Origin of the sequence: Paenibacillus sp. KS-LC4 (assembly GCF_036894955.1) — a bacterium.
Classification (GTDB): domain Bacteria; phylum Bacillota; class Bacilli; order Paenibacillales; family Paenibacillaceae; genus Pristimantibacillus.
This window is the reverse complement of record NZ_CP145905.1, coordinates 2,458,716-2,476,514: the sequence shown is the minus strand read 5'-3', so window position 1 is coordinate 2,476,514 and position 17,799 is coordinate 2,458,716. Positions and strand designations below refer to the sequence as shown.

The window sequence follows — 17,799 nt, the reverse complement described above, 5'->3', positions numbered from 1 at the left end:
AAGCATCGAATAGATGCCGTTTTCACGATATCTATTCGATGCTTTAAACATCCTTTCCTATTTAGAACACTCGGAATACAGGTTCATCTGCCAAAAAATGAACAGGAAGCATCGGATATTTCTCCGCTAGCCTTTCTGCTAAATATTCCATCCCCGGCGCTTCGCTCTCGGCATGCCCGAGCATAATTAAAGCTTTGCTGCGCCCTTGGTGCAGCGCATCCTTTATATACTCCGGCGTTTCCCACTCAGGTCCTTCGCCTGCTATAATCAAATCCACATTTTCTTGCTGGAGCAAGGGAATCGCCGAGCTTCCGCCCCCTCTGTACCCTACGAGAACCCCGACACGCTCGCACAGCATCGTCGGTTCCCCTGCTGCCCGCACATAGGGAATGTGCAGTCTGCTCTTCAAATATTCGGCTACCTCTATCAGCTGCATGGCCGGGATGTCCACAATGGCACCTACTGCGTGCATTTCAGAAGCGACCCAACCGAGCTTACGCAGCAAACCGACCTCGATAGGGTCAGGCTGGTAGCGATGAATATAATCATGAAGGCGAAAAATGCCGACATCTGCTTGTTCAATAGCAGCCGCTTTGACCTCAACTACAGCATCGTTGCGAAGCCAGTCACTCGGCTCACGGTGTTTATAATAAATCCCCTCGTGCGATATGATAAAATTGGCGCCCAAAGCGGATGCCCGCTCAATAATAGATTGCGAGGCTGTAAAGGCTGTAACAATCCCTTTGACCACGGTATGCTCATGCCCAAAGAGCAATCTATCAACGGTAGAATCAGGGAGCTCCAGGTCTGCTTTCAAATCTTTAATCACATGTCCAATGGTAATGTTCATCGCAGCTACCTTTCTTGCAAAATTAGCTTAATGGAAAATGCCGTGCACATTCCTTTCTTTTGCAACCGAGCATTTCGCTTAATAGATTTTGCGGTGATGCTCATCCTCTATGCCGCTTTTGCGCAAGAAGTACGTATTGATTTGATCCCGCCATTCCTCCGCATGGCGAGCCTGCTCCCGCAAGCGCTCCTCAACCTGCAAGTACAGCCCTTCCTCTAACTGCCCCTTCAGAGTGCTCCAAGCTGCAAGCAATTGTGCCGCCCGCTCCACCCCTTCAAAATGAGTATCATATATATGCTGAATGACCGTCTTTCCAGAATGAAGGACATGGGTATACGGAACATGATGAAAAAAGAGCAGCAGCTCATCCGGACAATGCTCCAGCGAATTATACACTTCCGCATTTGTCCCCATATATTGCGCACTGTATCCGGTTCCGGTCTGCACCGTGCGGTCAACGCCTAATCCGTTGTTATCTGCAAAATGATACGTTCCCCACGGCGAATATTCATAACCATCGACGTTAGGACCGTAATGATGGTCTGGATTGACCATCCAGCCAATGCCAAGCGGTGCGGTATACGATTCATAAATGCTCCACGAATCCATCAGCAATCCGAGAGCGACATCATGAACAGCTGTATCCAAAGTTAGGGTAAGCTGTATCCACTCACTCGCAATTTGTTCAGAGGTTAACTCCGGGTTCCATGCCAGTCTGCCGTAGCCATACAAATTAGCTTGAGCCAGCAAATGCCCGCTCCAGTTGGAGTCTGCTCCTACATTAGTGACGGCTGCCATCCCGTTTATCGAATTGCCCCACAAGGAGCCGTCCACTATACGCTTGACCGGAGCCTGCTTACCCTCCGCATATGTATTAAACTCCAAAATTTCCTTCCATTGAGGAACAAGATAGCACAGATGACGCTGCTGCCCTGTATACTCCTGCGTAATTTGAAATTCAATGAGCTGATTCGTATGTTCAAGCGCGCCAAATAGCGGCGATACAGGCTCTCTTACCTGAAAATCAAGCGGTCCGTTCTTAATTTGCAGCACGACATTATCGTTAAATCTGCCGTCTAGCGGTTTAAAATGGTCATACGCCGCCCGTGCGCGGTCGGTCGTGCGGTCGCGCCAATCCTGCTTGCAGTTGTAAACAAAGCAGCGCCAAATGACGATGCCGCCATGCGGCTCCAGCGCCTGCGCCAGCATATTGGCTCCCTCTGCATGGTCGCGGTCATACGTAAAGGGACCCGGACGATTTTCAGAATCGGCTTTGACCAGAAAACCGCCAAAATCCGGTATGGCTGCGTATATTTCTGAAGCTTTATTGCTCCACCAGGCTTGCACCTTCTGATCCAGCGGATCGGCCGTCACCAGCCCGCCGATTTGAATCGGACTCGCGAAATTGATGCTGAGGTACAGACGAATACCATAAACGCGAAAAATAGCAGCAAGCTTCGCCACTTGCGGCAGGTAGGTGGACGTAATAAACAGCGTCTCCTCCTGATGAACGTTGACATTGTTAATCACAATCGCATTAATGCCAACCGAAGCCATCATTCTGGCGTAATCGCGCAGCCGCTCCTGATCCTTCGTAAAACGATTATTTGTATACAAAAAAGAATTTCCGGCATAACCACGCTCAATGCTGCCGTCGAAATTATCCCAATGATTAATCATCCGCAGTCCGTTTACCGGAGCGCTGACGAGATCAAGCTCATCAATTGCCGCGCCTGTACCTATAAGCCTCAGCAAATGAAATACGCCATAAAGCACACCTGCTGGCGATGCAGCACCGATTGCTAGACAGGAATGTGCATGGCTCGTGCGAATAACGAACCCTTCCGCTTTTGCGGCCCGAATATCTTTTTCGCTAAACAAGCCTTGATAGCGCACATTTAAGGCAGCAAACGTTCCGAGCGTGATATAACGCTGCCCCTGCTCGGCAGAGGCTGACACGGAATGACCCAGCATAGCTTCCAGACCAAGCTTTAATTCAGCCGCCGCAGCCTGAATCGTTTCCTGTTCTTCCAAGGAAACGATTGCGCCGCCCCACTGGCGATTCTTCTCCAATTGCGCACCTGGCAAAGCCTTGTTATAGCTGAGCCAAGCACGATAGCCGCTTTCCGCTGACTTATGCTTACTCGCATTCTCATTCATCTTTTTTGCACCTCGTCTTATTGTGATTAGCCAATGCTGCTACCCCTTCCTAATCGCTAACTAAAATTAAAATAAAGCGTTTGCAGGATTTATTTTCATCCTAGCACGTCAGGTTAAGCCGAAGCCATTGTCAAATCGAGCAATTATTTACCCAAATCGGGCTAAATACGCTATACTCATAATGAAGCATGACATGGAAATTTGTGAGAAATGGAACGGAGGCGTTACAGGATGGCAGCCAATTTTATAGCGCCTAAACTGGGGCAATTCATTAGCGAAGCGATTGTCCCCGATGTCAAAACAACGATAAACCTGTTTGGCATGCATTTGCGCAAAGTAAGCGGACAATGGGACTATCCGGTGCATACCCATCCCCAATATGAAATCAATTACGTGCTTGAGGGCGAGCAATTGTTTATCGTCAATGACCGTCCTTATTTCCAGCAGGCTGGGGCTCTCATGTTCCTTCAGCCAGGCGCCTCCCACTCCAGCAAAAGCGGGAATGGCAAACCGTTCACATATTTTTGCCTGCATTTTGACATTGATGATCGGATGTTTTTATCCTTATTAAGTCGGCTCGATTCTGTTCTGTTTGATACCGATAGCCATGTCGTCCAGCAATTAAGGCCCGCTCTCAACAAGGTTATTGAAATGTCGAGCCAGCTCGCTGAGCATTCCACAGTCAAGCTTACGGAACGGATGCGGCTTCAATCCGCTGTGTTTGAGCTGTTCGGCCAGCTTTGGGAAGCCCTTTCTGCGGAGGCCGACCTCCACTCCTCCGTCTCCTATGAGAAGGTCCAACTGGCTCATCAAATTCGCGACAAGCTGCAGGGTCTTATCTACCAGCAATTCAAGCAGGATGCTGCTGCAGTCAGCCAGCATTACGGTATTGACGACATTGCGGCTGAGCTTGGCATTAGTGTCTCCCACTGCAACCGCGTGTTTAGGAAGGTTTTTGAAATATCGCCGCGCGTGTTTCTCTCTAACGAGATGCTGCATGAGGCGAAGATGCTGCTTCATGATCCGCAAATGTCAATCAGCCAAATTTCCGCCATTCTCGGCTACCGTGATATTTCGCATTTTAGCCGGCAGTTCAAGCGCTGGCATGGTGCCTCGCCGAGTGAGTATCGACGCTCGCATGACGAAAACAAATAGAACCGTTATTTTTCATCATCCAGCGCCCAAAGGATCGCTTTTTCGAGGTAATCATTCCAAAAGTCCCATGTATGGGCACCGGGGCTTTCGGTATACGAGACTTCAACATTTTCGGCAACCAGAAAGTTATGGAACTTCTGATTGACGTCGAGTAGAAAATCCTCGGTACCGCAAGCCATATAAATACGAGGAATCTCCTCGTTGCTCCGTTTTAGGTTTAAAATCAGCGCTTCCGGATCTTTATCGCTCCCTAGCAGTTGATTTAAGTCGCCGAATACCCGTGTAAAATAGTTGTAATCCGCTACTCCATCCCGATAATCCTCAGCAGCTCCCGCAATTTGATAGGGTAAAATGGCAGAGGAGAACGCCATAATTTTGCTGAAATTCCCGGCATACTTCAAGCCATTACGGATCGCACCGTAGCCGCCCATGGATAAACCGCCAATAAAGGTATCCTCTCTTCTTGCTGACAAAGGGAACATTTCCCTTGTAAACGCAACCAATTCATTGCCGACATATTCTCCGAATAATTCACCTTTGCCTGGGTCGTCCACATAAAAATGATTTTCTCCGGATGGCATGAACACCGCGATTTGGTGGTTATTGGAAAGCTCCCTAATTCTTGTGTAGCTAATCCAGTCCGTGAAGCTTCCCGTATAACCATTTAATAAATAGAGTGCCTTCATCGGTTTTTTCTCCGCTGCCGCTTGTCCCGGCATTTCAAACTTGTCTAATGGAATCAGTGCATTAAAGGTAACTTCTCTTCTCATCGACTTTGAATAAAAATGAACCTGCATCATTGCCATTGTTCATATCCCCTATCTATTTTTTGTATGCGGCTGATTGTTTTCGAGCGCTGCAAGCATCAAATATAACCGTGTCCATGACTTCTTATACGTCCAATATTTTGCCCTCCTTATACCTATTCTTCGACTTCCCACTCCCTTATCCCTTTATTGCTCCAATTAAGGTGCCTTTTGTCAAATCCCTAGATGCAAGGGCAGCTAATAGAATGGTCACAATCACCGTCATTGGCACAGTTCTATACGCTTGATTATATCCATTATTTTGATTAGAGCCTATAACCTTTCGTCGAGCCTGCAATGAATAAATATAGATATATTTCTTTATTTTGTTTAAAGTTACAGTAAGAGCTCCCATTCATGAACAGAACAAGCCCTATTATTGACGAAACCACAACTAGAGGTGAAATAGATGCTCAAAGTTAACCGTGACGACGCACGTCCCATCTGGCAGCAGCTGCTTGATCAAGCGATACATAATATTACGAGCGGAAATTGGCCTCCCGGCGAATTGCTGCTGCCTACTCGTGAGCTCGCCCTGCTCGTCGGTGTCTCTCGTTCAACTATACAGATTGTGTATGAGGAATTATTCAGTCGAGGCTATACGGTTACTTCCAGGCGCGGAGGAACACGAGTTAGCGACTGGAGCCAGAAAAGCCGTTCTATGGAGGAAGTTATAACTGGGGGACCTGTTACCCCTGAGCTGCCTTTATTAAACGATGCAGTCAGCCAGTTGCAGCATTGGTTCAGAGGCAAGGAAAATAGAAATGTGGAGATCGACTTTAGCCCGCACGAGCCTTATTTGGATCAACATTTTCAAACAAACTGGAGACACTCTTTTTTACAAGCCTCCAAAAAAACAGATTTAGCCAGCTGGGCTTACGGCAACCCCTATGGCTTCGTGCCGCTGCGCGAGCAGATTCAACGTTATTTGTCACTTGAGCGAGGCGTCCACGTCCATATTGATCAAATCATATTAACCTCGGGCGCACAGCATAGTCTGGATTTAATTGCCCAAGCTCTGTTAAATGAAGGAGAAACCGTTTGCGTAGAGGATCCGGGCTTTCCTGCTTCATGGATGGCGATGAAATATCGGCACATGAATGTACTTCCCATCCCTGTCGACGATTACGGAATACAAGCAGATCGTATTCCCGCTCAAACAAAGCTTGTTTATGTTACTCCTTCACATCAGTGTGCAGTTGGGGTGATTACGTCGGAGCCTCGCAGACAGCAATTGCTGCATATGGCGGCTCAACATCAGTTTTGGATCGTTGAGGACGACTACGATAGCGAGTTTCGATATCGCGGCGACCCACTCCCAACCTTGTTTAGCCAGCAGCCTCAGAGCACGCTGTATATGATGAGTTTTTCCAAAATGGTCGCTCCTGGCATTCGAATATCCGCCATTGTTGGCCCAACAGAGGCCATTCGCCAGCTTGCCCATGTCCATGAATTAACCTATCGCCATCTTCCGATTATGGAGCAATTGACGCTTGCCCATTTTATCGAGCACGGGCATTTCATGCGCCATATGAGAAGGGTCAGAAATGTATATCGGCGCAGACACGAAGCCATGACAAAGGCTATCATCGCGACCGGTCTAAGTGCACGGTTTAAACTTAGCGGTGTAGAGACGGGCTTGCATATGCTTCTTGAAGCGGAAAACTCATTTGATGAACAATCTGCTACAAACCAAGCGCTCGAAAAAGGCATACGTGTTTATCCACTTAGCAATTATGGTTTGGAAAGTGATCGAAAGGGATGGGTGCTCGGCTTTGCTAAAGTAGACGAGTTAGCAATAGAGACGGGCATTCAGCGTCTTGCGGAGCTGCTTTTATAATTTAAGCAGCTCCGGCTAAGCTAAAGCAACCCCAGCCCTTTCTGCCCATTTGTACCTATATTCCTATTACATGCTGCTTATTATTTTTGTTCGCCTTGCTGTATGCCACTCGCCTTATTAGGTTTGCGGCGAAATTGTCCATGGATCAAAAGATGTGCGGCCAAGCCTGCAACCAGACCCCAGAATGCACCGCCAACACCAAGCAATGTAACATTTGCTGCCGTTGCCAAAAAAGTAATGAGCGCGGTCTCACGACCCTTGGGCTCCGTTAAAGCGCCCGCAAGGCTGCTGCCAATTGTCCCGAGCAAGGCGAGCCCCGCTAACGTCGCGATGAAGGTAGCTGGAAGAATTAGAAACAGAGCAGCCAGCGTAACACCAAATATCCCAACAACTATATAAAAAATGCCGCAGACAATACCCGCAATGTAACGTTTTGTTGAATCCTCGTGCGCATCCTTCCCTGTACAAATCGCCGCAGTAATAGCTGCTACATTGAAAGCATGCGAGCCAAATGGCGCTGCTACAAGCGAGCCCAAGCCCGTTACGAGCAAAATCGGATTCGCACTCGTCTTAAACCCATCATTTCGCAAGACTAGCATCCCAGGCATATATTGTCCCGTCAATGTAATAATGAATAACGGCAAGGCAACACCTAATAAAGCATGCAGTGAAAACGCAGGAACGATGAATACCGGTGAAGCGATAGCTAATTTGATCGTGCTGAAATCTACTTTTCCCAAGCTGATCAAATAAATAAGTCCAATAACTAAAATGCCGACGATAGCATAACGGGACGTATACCTTTTTAATAGTACATAAACAGCAAACAAGACAATGACCAGCAAAGGATCAGCTTTCGCTCCGCCAAAGGCCGATATACCAAACTGTAGTAAAATACCTGCTAGCAGTCCAGAAGCAATGCCCGGAGGAATAAGCCGGACGAACCTTTCGAACATTCCCGACAGTCCTAGAACAATAAATCCTAAAGCGGAGATCATATAAGCACCTATCGCTTCCTCATAGGGAGTTATCGCTAATACCGACACAAGAAAAGCCACACCTGGTGTTGACCAAGCTGTAATGATCGGTTCACGATAGCGATAGCTTAGCCATATACCCGTTATCCCCACGCCTACGGAAATTGACAATATCCATGAAGCGGTCATTTCGGGACTCAGACCCGCGACCTTTGCCGCTTGAAATACGAGAATAAATGTCCCCCCATAGTTGACAATGACAGAAATTAACGCAGCTATAGTGGGCGATATCCAATCACGGCCGCGCAGCGAAGATGATGTTGGGTTCATTTGCACTCTCTTTAACATGTTAACAACCTCATTTTTCTTATTTGTACATTTTTTCTTCCTCGATTGGATTGGCTTTCGCCGTAATATGATAAGGATCAACCCGGTAGACTTGAACAGGTGATTGGAAAATAGCAGACCTATATTTGTCTACATGCTGCTTGGACAACGGACGATTATAGTAGCCAGGCACATATTTATGAAGCATTTCTTGCAGCATGTAGGTAGCCTCGTCCAGATCATCAATAAGCTCGGCCTTTCCAAAAATCATAACACTCATATATGCCGTGTCCGTCTTAGCAGGTACGGGATCGGTAATAGTTCCATATTCCTCGCAAACCGTAAAACAGACCTCGGAATTCGCACTCATCACCTGATTGCGCCTCCCGCCTGCGGCTCCATGAAAATAAAGCTTCCCCTTTGCCCAAACAAAATTAAGCGGAACCACATATGGCAGCTGACCATCAACCATGCCCAGATTCCCAATTCGCGCTTTATGCAAAAAGGCATCTATTTGGTCACTGTCCAACACTTCTCTTATTTTGTAACGAACTCCATTCATTCTCAGGCCACTCCTCAAATGCTGAATTTTCGTAAGTATATCAGTCATTGGATTGAATGAGTACATCCAAAAACTATGCATTTGAGCAGTCCATATTTTCAACTAAGTAGAGTAGTTCAGATCCTTGATGATAAATTTTTAAAAGGACGGTATAGCCGAGTGGGGGAACCAAGGGGAATAAAATACATAAAGTTAGCAAAAGAAAAACCGCTTCAGCTGAAGCGGCGAGATTAACATGACGTGCTTATTTTTTCTTAGGCATGGATTTTATAAACACAATTAAACCACCAATACAAATGCCAACTATAGCCCAACCCGCTATAAACAATATTGAATTCAAAGCGCTTGCCTCCTTTAATAGATATAGCTACTGATAGATGTTATAGCTCCATATTGTTTATCCCAATTGTAGCATGTGACTCAATGTCTGCGCTAATCCATACACTGTAGTTTAACCTCTAACACGATTTTACAAATTCCTCAAATAGCCTAAAGTTATGTATATCCGATTTTTAGCTACACTCTGGATGTCACTGAACGGCTAAAACAAGCTTTTTCTCAGGCATCATAACCGCTTCTATTAAACCATCCTCAGCCTTTGCCACAGAAATTAGTTGCTTGGACAGCTCCTTAATCCCCTGATGATGGTAGCTATTGATTTTAAGGTTCTCCGTTTCGATGATTCGGTGCAGGGGTTCTCCTTTTCTATGTACACATGATAAATAGGTTCAGAATATGGAGGAGCTTGTTTATGTTTAATGCTGCTCTCCGGCTTGAATTGAGTCGGAATATCTTGATACAACATGCCTCCTAGCAAGGCGTTAAACAGCTGTAATCCACGGCAGATTCCGAATGCTGGTTTATCCAAATCTATCACTTGTTTGAATAAGGCGCTCTCCATCACATCTCGCTCCTGACACAGCTCTCCGCAAACAGCCTCTATCTGCTCCCCATAAATTTCAGGATTAATATCGTGCCCGCCTGTAAAAAGAAAGCCGTCAAACATATCCGCTATTCGAGTTATATTCTCTGCATCTGAGGTAAGTGGCAATACAAACGGAATTCCACCTGCGTCTTCACTAACTATTGGGTCGGTAGGGCTTTCACTTATTTACGTGCGAGTATAATCGTATTTAGCCAGGTCAACTCCCACAGGGTAAGCGTTCCTTTTTGCGCCTTCTCAATCCATGTCTTGTCTGTAATTACCTTTTGATCAAATAGGGATTGCAGCGCCGCTACTAGCATTTTCTTCTGAGCCACAGATAGCTTCATTTCTTGTTCATCTGCTACTGCATTTGCCTCTACATCTGTATGTGCATCTTTATGTGCATGTTCATGTGCATCTGCCTCAACAACATCATATTTTTTAAGGTCATTCGCTTTAATAATTGCCAGCAGCTTGCTTGCATAAGCCGAGTCAGTCGCATATCCACAGGCACACAGCGCTGCTGCTTGCTCCTCCGGTGTTTGAGCTGCCCTTACACGGGCGTAACGACTGAGGCCAAACAATAGATCTTGATCCTTGTAAAAATCATACAGGGTATCATATGCCCTAAATGCAGCCGTGATATTGACCGTCTTACCGTTGTACTCCTCCCATGTTCCTTTATTGACCGCCTTCCCACGCCAGTAGGCGTTAGGCTTACCTTTACCGACTTTAATGCCGCCAAGATTATTCCAATCGTGAATTTTGCAGCCAGTTTCCAAAATATTTTGAGCGAGTCTCACCGATGGCAGCATCGGCGATCCCTCCCGCCGAGCTCGCAAAACATGAGGCGCTAATGTCTCGATAAACGCCGCTCGACTATACTGAGTCATTGCCTTTTCCTCCTTTAGCTCCTCTTTGGGAAGCTCTATTAACGATTACTTATAGTTCTGAAACTATCATTTTAACAATAGTTTTAGAAGTAGTTCTCCCACCCGAATCGGTAGGCATTAGCCATAAATCATAGCCATTTGCGATAGGATAGACCGACAGTACGTAGAAAATTAGCCCCGACATCACGAGCAGCTTGTCCAGCAAGGATGCCAGTAATTAAAATCTCGAAACTCTGAAAATTGCTACAAATGGCGCTTTCTCTTTTTTTTAGGACTACAGTTACCACACCGATGAAGCATCTAGGAGGATTACTCTAGGTGTGAATGCTGCCTCGTCCCTACTCTGTTTAACCATGACTCAAAGTAGCTTCTACTTTGTTCCTCAACCCAATGGTTGCATAACAAATACCGTTTTTCTCGGACAAAATAAAGGTCAGCATAATATCGTGGATAGCCATTAACTGTACGTTGGCTAGAAAGAGATTTTATAGCATCATATTCCTTCAATACAGGGTAATTGATATTAAACGTCTTTTTAGAATAATCAACTTGTTGAAGCCGTTCAACTTCAGCTGGATCAATTTGCTCATCATGACTTAGTCTAACAAAGGTGGATTTGACGAGAATACCAATTTTCATTTCATCAAATCCCGTTTCTCTGGTTTTATTAATGCTCCCTATTGCCCTTTGCTTACGTTCCTTAACTAATTTCGCAACACCAGTATCGTCAGCAAACATATTTGACATCTGAACCGCCCTCATGAATAACTCCGACGTATCTGCAACTGTGCTGGATAGCGCTGTCACAACGTTATAAATCTTATTTTTGAAATCCTCATTGCAGATAAACGAGAAATGAAAGTTCAATCCTAAGCTTTGAAGTAGCTGCTGTAATTCCTGGAGATACTCCTGCAAAGGGTTGCTAATGATCCCATAAACTTTAGGCGAGGCAAAGATGATTTCCCCTTTAATCACGTTAAAGAACCCGTGGAGAATCATAGCTGTGCGAACCATCTTCTTCATAACTCTGGCGATAGTCTCTTCCTTGGAGCCATAGTTCAGTCCATTTTCATGAAATGCTACATCAATTGCGTATATGCTCAGAACGCCGCCACTGTTTATCTCGATACCAAGAGCATCAATTTCTCCCTGTTGAAGAAGTTGACCTACTGAGCTGTTCTTCTTAAACAAGTCCAACCCATGCTTCTCGCTAAAGTATGCATCAGTACTCTTCATTACTGACTCAATGGTGTTTTCGTTGTGTAATTCCCATGAACTAACCGATGGCTTCCAGTTTAGTTGAACCATTTGACAGTTTTTTGCATGTCTTAACCAAGACAACATTAGAGATTCAGCTATTTCAATTTTCATTTGGTATCCACTCCTGTTGAGTTATATCCCAATTTATATACTTAGCCCAGATAGTCAAAACAAACAAAATTCATTATAGTCCTCATAATTTATCCATTTTTCTAAAGTTAATAGATGGCAAACTTACAATATCCACTTTCCATTCAGCAAATAACCATGCTTTTGCATGTGAATGGGTCTTATCATTCGACCACCAAGCACGATATTTGAATGCTGATGCTGGTAGCTTGAAGCCCAAGATTGATTCAATCTGCTCAAGCGATAAGGTGATTGTTTCATCTGTTTGAATTCTTATGTAATGGTACAATGGGGCATACTTACCCATCACTCTGTCTGAATCATTTGCTTTTTCTGTTACGCTCTTCTTCTCATTTGTTGGGATTGTAACATTAGAGCCAAGCGCACTCGTCAGCTTTTGGAGCATATAGCCCATACCTTTACAATCGCTAAGCGGAAAATCTAGTGAGCTCCCCTGCTCAAACACCCTCACGGCACGATCTATATAATGTTTCCCGCCCAAGACGGTTATTTCTTTGAAATCAAGGAGTCCTTTAGTTCTAGCTTGCTCTTTCAGTTGATCTATACCTATTACTCCATCAGATGGCTTCGTGAATGTTACATTGTAGCTCTCCTCAATAATTTCATCAGGAAATAGAAATCCATGCTTAGCGGACAAAATAACCCAGTGGTCAAAAAAAGCCTCCGCATATCTTTGACAAGTTCCTGCGAATACCCCCGTATATACATTCTTCGCTTTCTGAGGTCCCGCAGTTGGCTGCTTATCCCATATTTTTGCTGAACCGCAAGGGATGATACATAAACGTTTGTCCATTAGGTACTTTCCACCAATCTTTGAAAATCTTCCACTGACAAGCCTGTCTTGTACAGCTCGTTTACTTGCCAAAGCCCACTCTCTCTAATCTTAGCTTTTGGAGAAGACAACCCTAACCACGATTGGGAGCAAGAGCACTCCTTGCATAAGGACACAGTAGAAACAATTCTCGATTCAAAATAAATCCGATCTTCCTTGCTTGGAACTTCCAGCACTGTGAAAGTAAAATTCTCGCGCATATAGCTGCTAACCTGCTGTTCAATTTCTTTCTGATAATCGGGCATAATGAGATGACTATAACTACTTTTATTTTTTGATGAAGTCGCATCGAGCTCCCATACGGCAAGATAAGGGTCATTCGCTTGATGCAAGAGGCATCTTCCAATGTTTTTGCGAAAAATACTTCTGTCCTTCTTCTCATTCGTAAAATGCTGCATGAGCCGTGAACGAAGTTGATTTACGCCAGTATGTGCCCCAATTCGAACAATGCGATCACTGCCGTGACCTCGCTCTCCTTTTTCAAATAGGAGGTATATTCCGTTTTGCGGAATTAGCTTTTTATCGAAGGTGAAGTTGTACCTGGGTAATTGCCAAGCAAAATGATGAAGCTCGCTGCATACAGTGTTCATACTACCCCTCACAATCCAAATATTTATGCATTGCTGGTAAATCTACATCTTGGATAGCTATTGCAGCCAATAAAAGCACCATTTTTCCCATTACGCTTCATCAATTGATTCCCGCACCTTGGACAAATGCCACTAGTTGTTTTTGCTCTGTTTACGTTCAGATTCTCTTTAATAACCTTCACATGCTGCTTTCTCTCTTGTCTGTCGTTAACCGTGCTTGTTGATAATATATCGTGTATACGCTTTACCTGGCTGCCCGTCAGCACGGGAACATTATATTTCGTTATGGTAGGCACCAGTTTGGTGGTGTAGATTACCTCCGCACTCATCGGCTCCAGCTTTAAATCTGCCCGTGTACTGAAGGCAATAATAGAGATAATTGGAATCGTAGTGTCATCCAGCGCAGCTTCTATCGCTTTAATATGTCCATAATTTTGACGTATTGGATTGTATAGCTTCTCTTTACGCTTATAGATCACCTGTGTCCAATATTCCGCTTTCTCATTGCCTACGATCCAACCTGTATAATTTTTAGTCTCAATGACGAACACACCGTATTTCGATATCACTATATGGTCAACTTGCGATGTTCTTCCATCCGCCTTCTTAAGCATGATATCATTTAGAATGATATACTCTTTCGGATTAAGCTTTTTTAGCTTTGAACGAACAGAAACTTCGCCAATAAAGCCTTTAAAAATGGGTGATTTTGAAAGTATGACTAGCATTAACATTAGTCCAGCAAGTAAATATATCATTAGGTACCTCTATCTTTGTTTTTTCTATATTTTCGTTCGTCTCATCCTGCCTTGATCTGCTTTGCGCCATCTATCCAGCTTATATGATATGTTGATCCGTAACCTTGAAATAAATGATCAATCCCCCAAGTATGAAGATTCCTCTTAAAAGAATAGGTTAATGTTCAAAGAATAAGCGACACAAATAATTCCAAGGCATACACTTTCGACCTCTTACGACTATTTTCCTGCTTTTAGGTAAAAATAATAGGTATATAGATGGATCAAAAAGCACCAATCGTTCTGATATACCTATTAGTCAAAGCAATTCAAGAGAAGCCCGCATGTCTTGAAATGAGCAAACCTGCTATCCAAGCTGCACGCTATTCTGACAAAGACAGTTTATCTGAGGAGTTAGTAAAAGAAATTATTCAGGCTCAAAAAAAGATTGCCTGATCGGCGCTTTTCAAGTCATAAGCTACGAAAAAACCTCCTATGGTCATCTGATTTAGTCAGATAGCTAAAGGAGGTTTATTAATTAATCCTGTGTCCTTAGTTTAAAATGCACAGCACTCTAATTTTGTATAAGTACACAAAAGAAAAACACCTTGATTTCTCAAGGTGTTTTCTGTATGCCGAGGACCGGGATCGAACCGGTACGGTAGTCACCTACCGCAGGATTTTAAGTCCTGTGCGTCTGCCAATTCCGCCACCCCGGCATAATAGATTGAGGTGTACAATGGTGGGCCCTGAGGGACTCGAACCCCCGACCAATCGGTTATGAGCCGACCGCTCTAACCAACTGAGCTAAGGGCCCTCATAAAACGTCTAGTAAGACGATTTAATAGAAAGCGGCTATATATTCCATTCGTACAGCGCATCAATTTGAAATGGCGACATCAATTAATATACAATATATGAGATAGTGAAGTCAAGCATTTTTCTTCATTTTTTTAATCTTTTTAATTAAATCAAAAATCTCACGCCGTAACGTCCCCGCTTGGAGCGAAAAACCTCGACCTCCTGCGGACATTCGTAGCCGTAGATCCACCAATCATTTTCCATTCTCCGCACCAGGCAGCCTGCCTGAAATTTTGTCTCATATAATCGAACCCAATAGATCCACCTCATTGGTATCCCTCCTCACTCCTTAGAATACCCAATAAAGGCCAAATACAGTAATCCATCGACTTTTACACCTGCAAAAACAAACGTCCCGCACAGAGCCATTTCAGGCTTCATACGGGACGCTCTTTTTTTAGCCTGCTGGCACTTCTGTTGCTGTTGTTTCTTCTTCCTCTACTTGCGTGCTGGCATCATCCGTGCTGCCACCGTCAGCCGCATTGGAGGAATCTGTCTTGGCCGGCTGTTTCTTAAGCTTCTCCAGTATAGAATTACCCTTCGTTTCCCACTCAGCGAGCGCTTCCTTCGAAGTGATATCGCCTTTAATGACCTTCTGGAACAATTCATAAGAAGCATTTTGCGCTTCCCAAATGCCCGGCTTGTCGCGGAACAACTGCTCGGTATCCACGCTTTGCGGCGGAATCGGTTTAAGGGAAGTAAACGCGTCAATGTTGTAATTCATGCCGTTTTTAGGCTTTAGGAACTCCTTGCGCGCTACAAGCTCATACGTGCTGCGGGATTTCATTTCCGCCCATTCCTTGCTGTTTGTAAATTGAATGAATTTCCAAGCATCCTCGGGGTTCTGAGCATTGTTATTAATCCCCATCAGCTGGCTGAAGGAAATATTGCCGCCAATGCCTGGTGCTTCCTCATGGGTCGGATAAGTGACGACATCCCAATCAAACGCCTCGAAGCCTTTAATTTTGGAGGCATTGTTCATCGTAGAGTTCAGCTCGTTCACATAATAGTAATCAGCAATCGTCATCGCTACTTTGCCACTCGCAAACAAATCGCCTTGCGTCGGGTTGTACACGTAGTTGCCGTCCTCGGAAGCCTTGTTCGACTCTTCATTGATTTTGTTAATATCGTCTTGGTCCGGCACAATGTCTTCTCTGTACAATCCTGCGATCGTATTCCATACAGTTTCCCATTGCGGCGTGTTGACCAGCATTTTCTCGCCTTTATCATCCCACATTTTCAATTGAAGCGCCGAGCTGTACGTTTGGACATCGGAGTTGAAATCGCCGCCGTTCCAACGGCTGAAGGTCATGCCATATTTGCGGTCAGCGCCCTCTCCCTTGCTCATAAGACGAGCTTTGTCCATAACGTCCTTCCAGGTCATATTGTCAGTAGGCGGCTCTACGCCATTTTCTTCAAACAGCTTTTTATTGTAAAAAAGAGCCGATGAGCTGAACGTTGGCGTCAGCGCATAAATGTTGTTGTCGCCTGCCGATTTAATGCCGTCAATGACAGTCGGCACATAATCCGTCAAATCGAATTTGCTTTGGCTGATCAATGGATCAAGCTGCTTCAGCAAGTTATCCTGCACTAGACGGCGCAGCATGCTGTAATCCAATACAACAACATCGACAGGATTATCGCCTGTCAGCATCTCTTTCATTTTCGCATATGGATCTGGCTGGTCGATATTGCCATTCTCATCTGGAGTCTGGAAGCGCATATCCGAGTAGTCAATCGCGCTTACGATTTCAAAATCGACCTCCGGGTTCATCATTTCATACGTATCGGTATATTGCGAACGGAAGTACGGTTCATTATCTGCTCCGCCATATAGTACACCTATACGAAGGACATGCTTCTCCGCTGTACTTTGGGCACCGCCGGTACAAGCTGCCAAAATTGATGTCGCCACCATCAGTGTCGCAGGGACCACAACCCACTTTTTAATCATTTTTCTATTAGACAACCGTTTCTCCATCCTATATTACCCCCCTAATGATTTAGGCGGCGAAATGACGATTCGCTCACCATCAAACTCCATTGTCGCTTTATCTGTGATGCCTAGTGCGGTTAAATATTCCTTCGGCACCTGGAGTCTTCCCACCCGGTCTACGACGACATAAGCTTCATGCACAGCCTGAAGCCCTTTGCCTGTTTGCTCTTCCTCACCCCCAACCGTATTCATATTGGGATTGCGCTTAATGAACTCGGTACTCGTCAAGCCATCGCGAATCGCAACGACACGGTCCACTTTGCCCGCAAGTGACAGATCGTGGGTAACAATGACAATCGTAATGCCAATTTCCCGGTTCAGCTTGCGAAAAATATTCATAATCAGATCCGACGTGGCGGTATCTACCGATCCCGTCGGCTCATCCGCCAGCAGCAGCTGCGGACGATTGCACAAGGAAATGGCAATCGCGACCCGCTGCTGCTCCCCGCCGGATAATTGATGGAGCTTGTTGTGCATTCGCTCCTTGAGCCCTACCCATTCCAGCAGCTGCTTGGCATAGGCCCGGTCGACCTTGCCCGAAAGCATCATCGGCATTTCGACATTTTCCAATGCCGTTAAATATGGCAGCAGGTTGCGGGCATTATTTTGCCATATAAAACCGACTGTTTCCCGCTTGTATTTCACGAGATCGTCCGGGTTGATTTTCAGCAAATCCCATGGCCCTACTCTGACTTGACCAGCAGACGGGTGGTCGAGGCCGCCCAAAATATTGAGCAGCGTCGACTTCCCGCTTCCGCTGTTCCCGATAATCGCCATTAGCTCGCCCGGGTTTACTTTAAGATTAAGACCTTGCAAAGCGACAACCTCGAGATCATCCGTTTTGTAAATTTTGACTAAGCCTTCGCAATCGATCATAG

At 45.2% G+C, this 17,799-nt stretch carries 15 protein-coding genes, 2 tRNA genes and 2 pseudogenes; 3 read left to right on the top strand and 16 right to left on the bottom strand.

What is annotated here, in order from left to right:
- Positions 1–61: 61 nt before the first annotated feature.
- Positions 62–850, bottom strand: a complete 789-nt coding sequence (locus V5J77_RS10540) for a Nif3-like dinuclear metal center hexameric protein (RefSeq protein WP_338555719.1) — start codon at positions 848–850, stop codon at positions 62–64.
- Between the two features lie 78 nt (positions 851–928).
- Complete coding sequence (locus tag V5J77_RS10535) at positions 929–3,010, bottom strand: alpha-glucuronidase family glycosyl hydrolase (protein WP_338555718.1); 2,082 nt, start codon at positions 3,008–3,010, stop codon at positions 929–931.
- Positions 3,011–3,241: 231 nt separating this feature from the next.
- Between V5J77_RS10535 and V5J77_RS10530 the strand changes: the two genes are divergently transcribed.
- Complete coding sequence (locus tag V5J77_RS10530; protein ID WP_338555717.1) at positions 3,242–4,165, top strand: AraC family transcriptional regulator; 924 nt, start codon at positions 3,242–3,244, stop codon at positions 4,163–4,165.
- 5 nt (positions 4,166–4,170) lie between these two features.
- Here V5J77_RS10530 and V5J77_RS10525 read toward each other — a convergent pair whose 3' ends face one another.
- Positions 4,171–4,971, bottom strand: a complete 801-nt coding sequence (locus V5J77_RS10525; RefSeq protein ID WP_338555716.1) for an alpha/beta hydrolase-fold protein — start codon at positions 4,969–4,971, stop codon at positions 4,171–4,173.
- Between the two features lie 409 nt (positions 4,972–5,380).
- On the opposite strand from V5J77_RS10525, the gene V5J77_RS10520 reads away from it, so the two are divergent.
- The gene (locus V5J77_RS10520; protein WP_338555715.1) at positions 5,381–6,811 is read left to right on the top strand and encodes a PLP-dependent aminotransferase family protein; all 1,431 of its coding nucleotides are present in this window, start codon (positions 5,381–5,383) and stop codon (positions 6,809–6,811) included.
- An 80-nt stretch (positions 6,812–6,891) separates the two neighbouring features.
- Here V5J77_RS10520 and V5J77_RS10515 read toward each other — a convergent pair whose 3' ends face one another.
- The 8 genes and pseudogenes from V5J77_RS10515 to V5J77_RS10480 form a co-directional block, all read right to left on the bottom strand.
- Positions 6,892–8,118, bottom strand: coding sequence for a benzoate/H(+) symporter BenE family transporter (locus V5J77_RS10515; protein ID WP_338556699.1), 1,227 nt, complete (start codon positions 8,116–8,118; stop codon positions 6,892–6,894).
- A gap of 37 nt (positions 8,119–8,155) precedes the next feature.
- Complete coding sequence (locus tag V5J77_RS10510; protein ID WP_338555714.1) at positions 8,156–8,677, bottom strand: pyridoxamine 5'-phosphate oxidase family protein; 522 nt, start codon at positions 8,675–8,677, stop codon at positions 8,156–8,158.
- A gap of 530 nt (positions 8,678–9,207) precedes the next feature.
- Positions 9,208–9,728: pseudogene (locus tag V5J77_RS10505) on the bottom strand (gamma-glutamyl-gamma-aminobutyrate hydrolase family protein).
- 56 nt (positions 9,729–9,784) lie between these two features.
- Positions 9,785–10,495, bottom strand: a complete 711-nt coding sequence (locus V5J77_RS10500; protein WP_338555713.1) for a glucosaminidase domain-containing protein — start codon at positions 10,493–10,495, stop codon at positions 9,785–9,787.
- Positions 10,496–10,804: 309 nt separating this feature from the next.
- Positions 10,805–11,866 (bottom strand): hypothetical protein, encoded by a 1,062-nt coding sequence (locus V5J77_RS10495; RefSeq protein WP_338555712.1) that lies wholly within the window; start codon positions 11,864–11,866, stop codon positions 10,805–10,807.
- Positions 11,867–12,263: 397 nt separating this feature from the next.
- Positions 12,264–12,698 (bottom strand): annotated as a pseudogene (locus tag V5J77_RS10490) (DUF6884 domain-containing protein); the annotation flags it as partial.
- The gene (locus V5J77_RS10485; protein ID WP_338555711.1) at positions 12,698–13,327 is read right to left on the bottom strand and encodes a hypothetical protein; all 630 of its coding nucleotides are present in this window, start codon (positions 13,325–13,327) and stop codon (positions 12,698–12,700) included. The gene V5J77_RS10485 and the pseudogene V5J77_RS10490, both read right to left, overlap by 1 nt.
- A gap of 23 nt (positions 13,328–13,350) precedes the next feature.
- Entirely contained in the window at positions 13,351–14,085 is a 735-nt protein-coding gene (locus V5J77_RS10480; protein WP_338555710.1) for an NERD domain-containing protein, read from the bottom strand.
- 258 nt (positions 14,086–14,343) lie between these two features.
- Here V5J77_RS10480 and V5J77_RS10475 point away from each other — a divergent pair, with 258 nt between their 5' ends.
- Positions 14,344–14,520, top strand: a complete 177-nt coding sequence (locus V5J77_RS10475; RefSeq protein ID WP_338555709.1) for a hypothetical protein — start codon at positions 14,344–14,346, stop codon at positions 14,518–14,520.
- A 177-nt stretch (positions 14,521–14,697) separates the two neighbouring features.
- Here the strand turns inward: V5J77_RS10475 and V5J77_RS10470 are convergent.
- The 5 genes from V5J77_RS10470 to V5J77_RS10450 form a co-directional block, all read right to left on the bottom strand.
- Positions 14,698–14,783, bottom strand: a tRNA-Leu gene (locus tag V5J77_RS10470).
- A gap of 21 nt (positions 14,784–14,804) precedes the next feature.
- Positions 14,805–14,881: transfer RNA gene (locus tag V5J77_RS10465), tRNA-Ile, on the bottom strand.
- A 149-nt stretch (positions 14,882–15,030) separates the two neighbouring features.
- Positions 15,031–15,195 carry a hypothetical protein gene (locus V5J77_RS10460; protein ID WP_172455662.1) on the bottom strand — a complete coding sequence of 55 codons (165 nt, stop codon included), beginning with the start codon at positions 15,193–15,195 and terminating at the stop codon, positions 15,031–15,033.
- A gap of 127 nt (positions 15,196–15,322) precedes the next feature.
- Positions 15,323–16,906 (bottom strand): extracellular solute-binding protein, encoded by a 1,584-nt coding sequence (locus V5J77_RS10455; RefSeq protein ID WP_338555708.1) that lies wholly within the window; start codon positions 16,904–16,906, stop codon positions 15,323–15,325.
- A 6-nt stretch (positions 16,907–16,912) separates the two neighbouring features.
- Positions 16,913–17,797, bottom strand: coding sequence for an ABC transporter ATP-binding protein (locus tag V5J77_RS10450; RefSeq protein WP_338555707.1), 885 nt, complete (start codon positions 17,795–17,797; stop codon positions 16,913–16,915).
- Positions 17,798–17,799 lie beyond the last annotated feature (2 nt).

Bases quoted from the DNA above. Each gene is read 5' to 3' on its own strand.
- V5J77_RS10485 (WP_338555711.1), bottom strand. From the start codon at position 13,327: ATGAACACTGTATGCAGCGAGCTTCATCATTTTGCTTGGCAATTACCC.
- V5J77_RS10455 (WP_338555708.1), bottom strand. From the start codon at position 16,906: ATGGAGAAACGGTTGTCTAATAGAAAAATGATTAAAAAGTGGGTTGTG.
- V5J77_RS10510 (WP_338555714.1), bottom strand. From the start codon at position 8,677: ATGAATGGAGTTCGTTACAAAATAAGAGAAGTGTTGGACAGTGACCAA.
- V5J77_RS10540 (WP_338555719.1), bottom strand. From the start codon at position 850: ATGAACATTACCATTGGACATGTGATTAAAGATTTGAAAGCAGACCTG.
- V5J77_RS10495 (WP_338555712.1), bottom strand. From the start codon at position 11,866: ATGAAAATTGAAATAGCTGAATCTCTAATGTTGTCTTGGTTAAGACAT.
- V5J77_RS10450 (WP_338555707.1), bottom strand. From the start codon at position 17,797: ATGATCGATTGCGAAGGCTTAGTCAAAATTTACAAAACGGATGATCTC.
- V5J77_RS10525 (WP_338555716.1), bottom strand. From the start codon at position 4,971: ATGGCAATGATGCAGGTTCATTTTTATTCAAAGTCGATGAGAAGAGAA.
- V5J77_RS10500 (WP_338555713.1), bottom strand. From the start codon at position 10,495: ATGACTCAGTATAGTCGAGCGGCGTTTATCGAGACATTAGCGCCTCAT.
- V5J77_RS10530 (WP_338555717.1), top strand. From the start codon at position 3,242: ATGGCAGCCAATTTTATAGCGCCTAAACTGGGGCAATTCATTAGCGAA.
- V5J77_RS10475 (WP_338555709.1), top strand. From the start codon at position 14,344: ATGGATCAAAAAGCACCAATCGTTCTGATATACCTATTAGTCAAAGCA.
- V5J77_RS10535 (WP_338555718.1), bottom strand. From the start codon at position 3,010: ATGAATGAGAATGCGAGTAAGCATAAGTCAGCGGAAAGCGGCTATCGT.
- V5J77_RS10515 (WP_338556699.1), bottom strand. From the start codon at position 8,118: ATGAACCCAACATCATCTTCGCTGCGCGGCCGTGATTGGATATCGCCC.
- V5J77_RS10520 (WP_338555715.1), top strand. From the start codon at position 5,381: ATGCTCAAAGTTAACCGTGACGACGCACGTCCCATCTGGCAGCAGCTG.
- V5J77_RS10460 (WP_172455662.1), bottom strand. From the start codon at position 15,195: ATGAGGTGGATCTATTGGGTTCGATTATATGAGACAAAATTTCAGGCA.
- V5J77_RS10480 (WP_338555710.1), bottom strand. From the start codon at position 14,085: ATGATATATTTACTTGCTGGACTAATGTTAATGCTAGTCATACTTTCA.